Genomic DNA, 7,653 nt, shown 5'->3' with positions numbered 1-7,653 from the left:
GTAGGTCGCTGCCGGATTCTTTTTTGTACACTGCGCCCCTGGCGCCCTTCACTGGGCCCCAGGGGCGTTTTGTTTTTTTTGGGCTGTTTGTTTTTGTCGATAGTTTTGCCAACATTTGCATGAATTGCCTGCAAGTGTTTGTGGCAACTCGCTTCAGGGCCTGCTTGAGTGGCAGTTTCCTCGCATCCCCTGGAGCCTCTTGCATGAAACTCCTGCACTCCTGCCTTGGCGGTGCCGTCGCGCTGGGTGTCTTGGTTGCGCCTTCCGTCTCAGAGGCCGCCAACACGCGGCTGGGGCTGGGCGCGGATTATTGGATTGACCATGGTGCGTCTTTCCAAGCCACGCTTGGCTTTGATACCCGGCTCGTCGGCCCCCTGGACTTGGGCGCCCGCTTCGGTCTGGCCTTCGTTCCGGATGAGGATACGGTTGGGATTCCCATCGATCTGACCCTGCGCGCCAACCTCAACCGGCGGTTCTACGTGGAAGGTCTCGTCGGTCCATGGATTCTCTTCGAGGGTGACACGTTCCGCACCCACGCCGCCCTGGGCTTTGGTGTGAAGAGCGGCGCGCTCAGCTTCGGAGCGGAAGTCGGTTACCTCACCCCGGATCCGACGGTTGGTCTCCGGTTGGGCTACCGCTTCTAGCCGCGCGGTCAGTAGTGCGGAGGCTTCTCGTGCTGCCGCGCATCCACCAGGCCTGGCTCGCCTTCCAGTTTGCGCTTCAGCAGCTCCACCTCCGCCGTCAGCACCTGCAGTGCTCGCTGCTGCGTGTACAGAACGTCGTTGAGCTGCTGCAGCAGTTCTTGCTGCTGCATGTATCGAAGCTCCAGCTCGATGAGGCGCGACTCGTCCATGCGGGAAAGGGATACCTCATTCTCCTTTCCCGCGCGCGTCCTGCTGTCCGGGGTTCTCCTCCATGAATGCCCTCGAACACATTCAGCGGGCCCGGGAGCTGCTCTCCCGAGGGCAGGAAGAGCTCGCCGAATCCGCCCTGAGCGACGCGATTGATGCCGCCGTCGCCACTGAGAGCCTGGTGCTCCTCACCCGGAGCCGGATGGCGCTGGGCGAGCTGCTCTTCGCGCAGGGCCGTCATGAGGAGGCGCTGCCCTTTCTCCAGGCGGTGGTCCGTACGGAGCTCGCCGACGGCTCGGTTGATGCCGAGGTGAAGAGCGCTGCCCAGCTCCTTCGCCGGATCCGGGGCGTCGAGCCGTAAGTCCGCTCAGCGGTCCATCCGGCAGGCGCTCCGGATGAGCTCCTGCCGGTCCTGGAAGCGACGCTCGAGGTCCATCTTCGTGATGCGGGCTGCCTCGTACCGCGCTGCCTGGATTTGAAGCGCACACAGGGCCGCGAGGGCGTCGGGATTCGACACGTCCAGCCGGTCCGCGGTTCTCAGTTCCTCTTCCGCTGCGTCCACATCCCCGAGCTGGAAGTGCGACATGCCCAGGTGGTAGTGCGCCACGGGGGACCCAGGCGCTTCTCCCACGGCTTGGGCGAAGAAGGCCCGCGCTTCCTGGTTTCTTCCAGCACGGGTTTTCAGAATCCCCATCTGAAGGAGCAGTTCCCTGTTGGAGAGCTGGGGCTCCAGCTGGCGCATCACGGCTTCCGCTTCTTCATGGCGGGCTGTCACGCTCAGCAGCCGCGCGTAGCGCAGGCCCACGGCTGTGTCCTGGGGCTGCTTGCTTCTCGCCCGGGCGAGCGCCTCCAGGGCTCCTGCGAGATTTCCGGCCCTCTCGCTCATCTCCGCCCGGAGCAGGTCCGGCCGTGCATCCTGGGGCGCCATGTGCACCGCCCGCTCCAGGGTCTCCTGGACGCACCGGTCCATCCGTTCCAACTGGCAGATGCGCGCCTGGAGGAGCTGGCTCTCGACCGCGCCCGGCTCCCGCTTCTTCGCTTCTTCCAGGAGAATGCGTGCCTCCGCGGGGGCTTTCTCCATGATGAGTTCCGCGGCTTCCCGGAGCTCGGCTCCCGTCGCTTTCGCGTTCTCTTTCAGGGGCAGCAGCACGGCCACCCGCTGCTGGGCGTCCGGAGTCGCGCGGGCAATCGCCAGCTCCTGCTCTGGCATGTTTCTGGGCAGGAACAGGGGGATGAGGTGGATCAAAAACGCCACCCCCACCACCGCCAGCGTCCGCTGTATCCCCTGACTCAGCCGCCATCGCCCGGGCGGGGGAGAGCGGGGACTGACCGTTTCTTCCACGCGCGTGTCCTCCCGGCGAACTTCAGGGCACGGCCCGGAGCCGCGGTTTCAGGGTGGAGGGAAGGTCCACGCCACAGCTCCAGCACCACTCGAAGTTCCCCGGGTTGGCTTCCGCGCAGCGCGGGCACCGGACTTCTCTCGATGCTGCTTCCTGGTTGGCTTCCAGCTCCGCGAGCAGCTCCTTCGCGGCGGCCTCTTCATGCTGGGGGACCCATACTTCGACCCACGTTTCCGTGCTCGGGATTTCGCCCCCCAGGGGGGCCAGGGACTCGCCTCGGACTTCCGCGGAAATGCCCGCCGCTTCCAGCGCTCCCGCCAACAGTCTCGCGGTGCCTACCGTCCGATGGACTTCCAGCCGAACCCGCTTCATCCCTCTTCTCTGTCACGCCTCCTGGGGGCCCGCAACAGCCCTGCCCCCCGTCCCAGGCGAGTTTGCTCTCTGGGGGAGGGGCCACCCGGGCTTGGGGTTACTCTTCCACGCGCAGCATGTGCGGCAACACCGCATGCGCGTGCCGGGGCATCCGCGTGTGCAGCTCCGCCGTGAGCAGGGTGTCCAGCTCCCGGAGCAGATCGTCGTAGGGGAAGCCCGCCCCCTTCGCCGGGAACCGCTCCACCCCCAGCCGGACCCGGGGCACGCTCTCGTCCTCGAAGGCCAGGCTGACCGCCAGCTCCTCCGGACCGCCTCCGTCCGGCTCCACCACCGCCGGTGAGGGCCGCCGCGCCGCTTCCTCCATCAGGGGCTTCAGGCGCGACACCTCGTCCTGGGTGAGCTCCCGCTCCGAAATCTCTTCGCCTTGCTCCAAGATGCGCAGGTGGTGCAGCCCCTCTACCCGGAGCGCCTGGGCTCCCGTGTTGGTCCGTCCGCTTCGCTCGTAGGTCACCGTTCGCATCCTCTTGCCTCCTCCTCCAGGAGCTATGCACTCCGAAGCAGCTTGGCTGCAGGTTGCTTGGTTTCCTGGGTGCCCCACTGTTCACCGGCAACTGCTGAGCACTCGCTCTTTCGAGTACTCAGCAGCCGTGCAGGCTGTGGCGGCTAGCGGGCCCTGGGCGCGCACTCGCCCTCGCCCTGGTAGTGGCCCAGCGTCCGCACCAGCGCGTTCACGAAGTCCCGTAGGTTCCGGACGTTCCCCGCGCCCCCCGTGCCGTACGTCCCCGGCGGCAGGGACGTCAGGTCCACCTGGGCCAGCTCCTCCATCGTGATTTCGCCGTTCGGGCCGTTCAGGCCTCCTTCCACGTCCGCCGCCGCCAGCGCGTCGAACCGCATCTTCGCGTCCGGCGACTGCAGGTCGTCGAAGAAGAGGTGGTCGCCGTGGAGGGTGAGCTGCACCGTCTCCTCTCCGCCATCCGGCACCGTCAGCCCCTCGCCCTTGTCCGTGCTCTCGCAGTGCTCGTACAGCGTGTTCTGCGTGAAGCCCCAGGCGAAGTGTTTCCGGTCGCCTCCCTTCTCCGCCGTGCCGTCCACGTACACCGCGTAGCCGCCCGCCTTCAGCAGCGCCAGGTCCTCCGCCGTGGCGTTGCCCGCCGCCGCGTCCGTGGACGGGGCAATCGCGTAGCTCACCTCCGTCCAGTCCTGCGCCGACAGGCCCGTGAAGCGCTCCACCTCCACCGGCCCCGGCCGGTGCACGTCGTACACCCGCGCCTTCGATGACGAGGCCGCCACCTCGCTCTTTCCGTCCCCCACCTTCAGCTCGCCCAGCGTCACCAGGAACTTCGAGAACTTCACCGTCCAGCCGTCCTCGAACGCCGACGCGGGGATCTCCTTCTCGATGTAGTCCTCACCGTAGGCCGTGAACACCACGTCCCCCGAGCCGTCTCCGCACGCCGTCAGGCCCAGCACCACTGCTCCCAGCATCCACTTCTTCATTGCGCTCCTCCGTCCACCCACGCCACCGCGTAGGCGCTCGTGTCTTCCACGCCGCGCACCAGGGCGTTCATCGCCTGGCTCGAAGCGGGGAAGGGTTGTTCTGCTCCCGTGTCCGGCACGCCCACCGTGCCGAAGTCGATCCGGCCCAGCCACTTCGCCAGGTCTACCGTGATGCGCGCCCGGCCCTGCTCCGTGCCCAGCACCCGCTCGAAGCGGATGCCCTCGATGGGCTTGGGCAGGTTCGCCTGCGCGTCGAAGCGCACCTTCCGCCCGTCCGTGTGCACCGCCTCGCCGCACACGCGCACCGCGTGGCCGTTCAGCGCTCCCTGGGCGTCGCTCGCCCCTGTGGCCACCGGCAACGTCAGCTCCAGCGAGCCGTAGTCCCCCGTCACCGCGTTGGCCTCGCCCAGCACCGTGGGCGAGGTGGCCAGCAGGTCCACCGTGGCCGTGCTCAGCACCTCCGCCAGTGCGTCCCCCGGGACGTAGTGGCCCGGGTGCGCCGAGGCCGTGCCCCCCACCAGCGTGTACCAGTCGAAGTTCCGCCAGCGCCGGGAGAGCAGGACCCGGCCCTCGAAGAAGCGCACCGGCCCCACCGAGGCATGCACGGCCGTCAGCGTCACCGTCCAGCCGTGCTCGTTCGCGCCCGTCATCGGCTGCGCCGTCATCTCGACTGGGAACGTGCGCCGCTCCTGGCCCGTGCCGCAGCCGGCCAGCACCGTCAGTGCCAGCGCCGCCCGTAGAACCGTGTGCCGCGTCAGGGTGTGTCTCATAGGTGTACCTCCAGCGTGAGCGAGGCCGTTCGTGGCGTCCCCGCGGTGAAATGTCTGCTTGGAACGAGGCTCGCCGGCGCCGACGGGTCCATGCGCGAGCCGTAGACGAATTCCCCGTCGCGCCACCGTGCGTCCAGGAGGTTCTTCACCTCCAGCCGCAGGCCCAGCACGCCCCGGCGCACCCCCACCTGCACGTCCACCAGGAACACCGTGCGGCTGTATTCGTCGAAGGGCAGGGGCCTCGGGCCAATCAACGTGAGGCCCGTTCCCGCGAACACCTCGCCCGCCGCGCCCCACAGCGGAAGCTCCCGCTCCCAGCCCACGTCCGCCCGGGCCACCAGCGGCGCGAAGTAGGGCAGCAGCGTGTCCGTCGCCGTCACCCGCGCGTGTGCGCCCGTCGCGCTCAGGGCCGCCGTCACGCCCTCCCAGGGCCGTGCTTGCAGCGCCACCGTGGCCCCCGCGCGCAGCGTTTCGCCCGTGAAGACCGTGGTCCCCACCGTGTGGTCGAAGAAGAAGTCGTCCTCGACTTGCGAGCCGAAGAGGCTCACCTGCAACGCCAGGCGTTCGCCCTCCCTCCGCGCGCCCAGCTCCGCGCCCCGCACCGAGACGAACGGCGTGCGCTCGCCCTCCGCCAGGCTCCGCGCCTGGGGCGAGCGGAAGCCGTCCCCGTAGCTCGCGAACAGCCGCCAGCGCTCCGTCAGCGACAGCTCCACGCCCGCCTTGGCCCCCGTGTGCACCCCGAAGGCGCTGCGCGAGTAGCCTCGCCCGTCGTAGTAGCGCGGATCCCGGAACGCCAGCGCGTCGAAGACGTTCACCCCCAGCGCATCCGCCCGGCCTCCCAGGAGCAGCCGCCACCGGCCCAGCGGTACCTGCGCCTCCGCGTACCCCCACACGTCCGTCTGCACGAAGCTCGCGTCCACCTCTTCCGCGAAGAACGTGCCGTCCGACTCCCGGTACCGGCGCTGCGTCTGTTCCGCCCCATCCCTGCGCGCGCCCAGTCCGAACTCGCCCGCCACCTCCCGTCCCCAGACGGAGAACCGCCGCCGGTGCTCCAGCCGCACCCCCAGCGTCCGCCCATCGTGCGTCTGCTCCAGCCCGTCCCCGCGCTCGTCCCCGCGGAAGCCCGTGAAGTTGTTGCGCAGCCGCAGGTCCGTGATGACGCCGAACACCTCCAGCACCGTGCGGTGGCCCTCGTTCCTCGGCAGCTCCATGCCGAGCAGGAGCTGGTGCCGCACCGCCGAGCCTCCCTGCCGCCCCAGGGGGGCCGCGTAGAAGTCCTGCCGCCCCGCCAGCACGTCGTCCTCCCGCACCACCCCTGGCGTGTCGAAGCGTGTGGTGTAGCTGCCCGCGAGGGCGCGCACGCGGACGGCCCCCGCGTCCGTCTCCAGCTCCGTGGCCGCCTGGGCCAGCAGCGAGGCCTTTCCGAAGCCCCGGCGCGGGCCGAAGCCCCGGCCCTCGCCCAGCTCCACCGCCGCGAAGGTCTCCTCGTTCTCTCCGGGCCGCACCGCCGCCACCACCCGCCGCTGCCCGTACTGCCCCACCGTTCCCGCCAGCAGCACGCCGGGCTCCTCCAGCCCCAGCTCCACCCGCACCGTCCCCGCCACCGCGAAGTCGCCCTGAAAGGCCCGGTACGAGCCCTCCGTCACCCGCAGCTCCCGCACCACCTCGGGGATGAGGAAGTTGAGGTCCGCGTAGCCCAGCGCGTGGACGTGGCTCACCTCGTTCACCGGCAGCCCGCCTACGTTCAGCTCCACGTCCTGCCCGTGCAGCGCGTCGAACCCTCGCAGGAACAGCTGGTGTGCCTTGCCCTCGCCCCCGTGCTGCGAGACGACCAGGCCCGGCACCAGCCGCAGCAAGTCCACCGCTCCCGTCCGGGGCGCCGACTTGAGGACCTCCCGGTCCAGCGTCACCTCCGAGGCGCTCCGCGCGGGCCGCGCCGCTCGCACGGTCGTGCCTGCCACGGGCGGCTCCGGCGCCTGTTCCGGTTCCGCCGGCTCCGGCGCCTGGCTCACCGGGCGCGCCTCCGGCTCCGGGGGCACGGTGGCTTCCGGGGCCGGGACCGGCGGCGGTCCCTCGGCCTCCGGCGCCCTCTCCGGGGCGGGCACAACAGGGGCTTCTTCTCCGGTGCCGTTCTCCCCAAGAGGGGAGGACGCCAGGAGGGCACACCACAACAAGAGTGCGGACATGGATCGCCGTGGGCGCGGAGGGTCCTCTCCCGGCGTGCATGGGCGCAGGTTTCCCTGGCACACGTCACCCGAGGACGGACCCCCGCTTCGTGGGAAACGTCTCGTGCTCCGCAGTTCGCGGGCACACGGTCGCTGTCTGGGGCCCGGCCGCTAAGGGCCCTGGGGCATCGCCGTCAGACGGGGCAGGGCTCCGGGCAGACGCCTCGGGCCCAGGAACACCGCCGGCGTCAGCGTGACCCACCACACCACGGGCGCCAGCACCGCCGCGTGGGCCACCGCCACCGCTTGAAGGTGCTCCACCGCGCCGGGGGCGTGCTGGTGGGGATGGCCCGCGTCCTCGTCCGGGTGCGCGTGGCCGTGCTCCCCCGCATCCTCGTGCGCGTGGCCCGCCGCTTCCAGGCTCCCCGGCCGGTGCGTGTGATGCGCCGCCGGGGCGTGCCCACCTCCCAGGCCGCCCGCGTGGTCCACCACCGCGTGCAGCACCGGGGCCCCCGCGAGCCCGTACACCAGGACCATCAGGCCCAGACACGCCAGGTCCCGGCGATCTCGGGGGGCCAACACGGGGGGGAAACTCCCTTTCCAGGAGGGGGGAAGAGCCCCGCCTCCCTATCCGGCTTCTCGGGGAGGGGCAAGGCGCATG

10 protein-coding genes are annotated in these 7,653 nt (G+C 70.0%); 2 read left to right on the top strand and 8 right to left on the bottom strand.

From position 1 onward, the window contains the following. Positions 1-644, top strand: a 644-nt coding sequence (locus KY661_RS36320; RefSeq protein WP_225414565.1) for a hypothetical protein, incomplete at its 5' end; no start/stop codon positions are given. 8 nt (positions 645-652) lie between these two features. Here the strand turns inward: KY661_RS36320 and KY661_RS36315 are convergent. Beyond that, positions 653-853, bottom strand: a complete 201-nt coding sequence (locus KY661_RS36315) for a SlyX family protein (RefSeq protein WP_075008674.1) — start codon at positions 851-853, stop codon at positions 653-655. A gap of 62 nt (positions 854-915) precedes the next feature. On the opposite strand from KY661_RS36315, the gene KY661_RS36310 reads away from it, so the two are divergent. After that, positions 916-1,212: a hypothetical protein gene (locus KY661_RS36310; RefSeq protein ID WP_225414564.1), complete on the top strand. Its 297-nt coding sequence runs from the start codon at positions 916-918 to the stop codon at positions 1,210-1,212. 6 nt (positions 1,213-1,218) lie between these two features. On the opposite strand, the gene KY661_RS37465 is transcribed toward KY661_RS36310, so the two are convergent. The 7 genes from KY661_RS37465 to KY661_RS36275 form a co-directional block, all read right to left on the bottom strand. Continuing rightward, complete coding sequence (locus KY661_RS37465; protein ID WP_317987329.1) at positions 1,219-2,193, bottom strand: tetratricopeptide repeat protein; 975 nt, start codon at positions 2,191-2,193, stop codon at positions 1,219-1,221. Between the two features lie 22 nt (positions 2,194-2,215). Next, the gene (locus KY661_RS36300) at positions 2,216-2,563 is read right to left on the bottom strand and encodes a putative signal transducing protein (protein WP_225414563.1); all 348 of its coding nucleotides are present in this window, start codon (positions 2,561-2,563) and stop codon (positions 2,216-2,218) included. Positions 2,564-2,660: 97 nt separating this feature from the next. After that, positions 2,661-3,083, bottom strand: a complete 423-nt coding sequence (locus KY661_RS36295; protein ID WP_225414562.1) for a hypothetical protein — start codon at positions 3,081-3,083, stop codon at positions 2,661-2,663. Between the two features lie 143 nt (positions 3,084-3,226). Next, positions 3,227-4,057 (bottom strand): hypothetical protein, encoded by an 831-nt coding sequence (locus tag KY661_RS36290; RefSeq protein WP_225414561.1) that lies wholly within the window; start codon positions 4,055-4,057, stop codon positions 3,227-3,229. Next, positions 4,054-4,827, bottom strand: a complete 774-nt coding sequence (locus KY661_RS36285) for a hypothetical protein (protein WP_225414560.1) — start codon at positions 4,825-4,827, stop codon at positions 4,054-4,056. Before KY661_RS36285 ends, KY661_RS36290 begins: the two co-directional genes overlap by 4 nt. Further along, positions 4,824-7,013, bottom strand: coding sequence for a TonB-dependent receptor domain-containing protein (locus tag KY661_RS36280; protein ID WP_225414559.1), 2,190 nt, complete (start codon positions 7,011-7,013; stop codon positions 4,824-4,826). Before KY661_RS36280 ends, KY661_RS36285 begins: the two co-directional genes overlap by 4 nt. Before the next feature lie 150 nt (positions 7,014-7,163). Further along, the gene (locus KY661_RS36275; protein WP_225414558.1) at positions 7,164-7,574 is read right to left on the bottom strand and encodes a hypothetical protein; all 411 of its coding nucleotides are present in this window, start codon (positions 7,572-7,574) and stop codon (positions 7,164-7,166) included. Positions 7,575-7,653: the final 79 nt, after the last annotated feature.

Origin of the sequence: Allostigmatella hybrida (assembly GCF_020103775.1) — a bacterium.
Taxonomy (GTDB): domain Bacteria; phylum Myxococcota; class Myxococcia; order Myxococcales; family Myxococcaceae; genus Hyalangium; species Hyalangium aurantiaca.
Note: the sequence above shows the minus strand (reverse complement) of the source record. Positions and strands in the feature narration are given on the sequence as shown.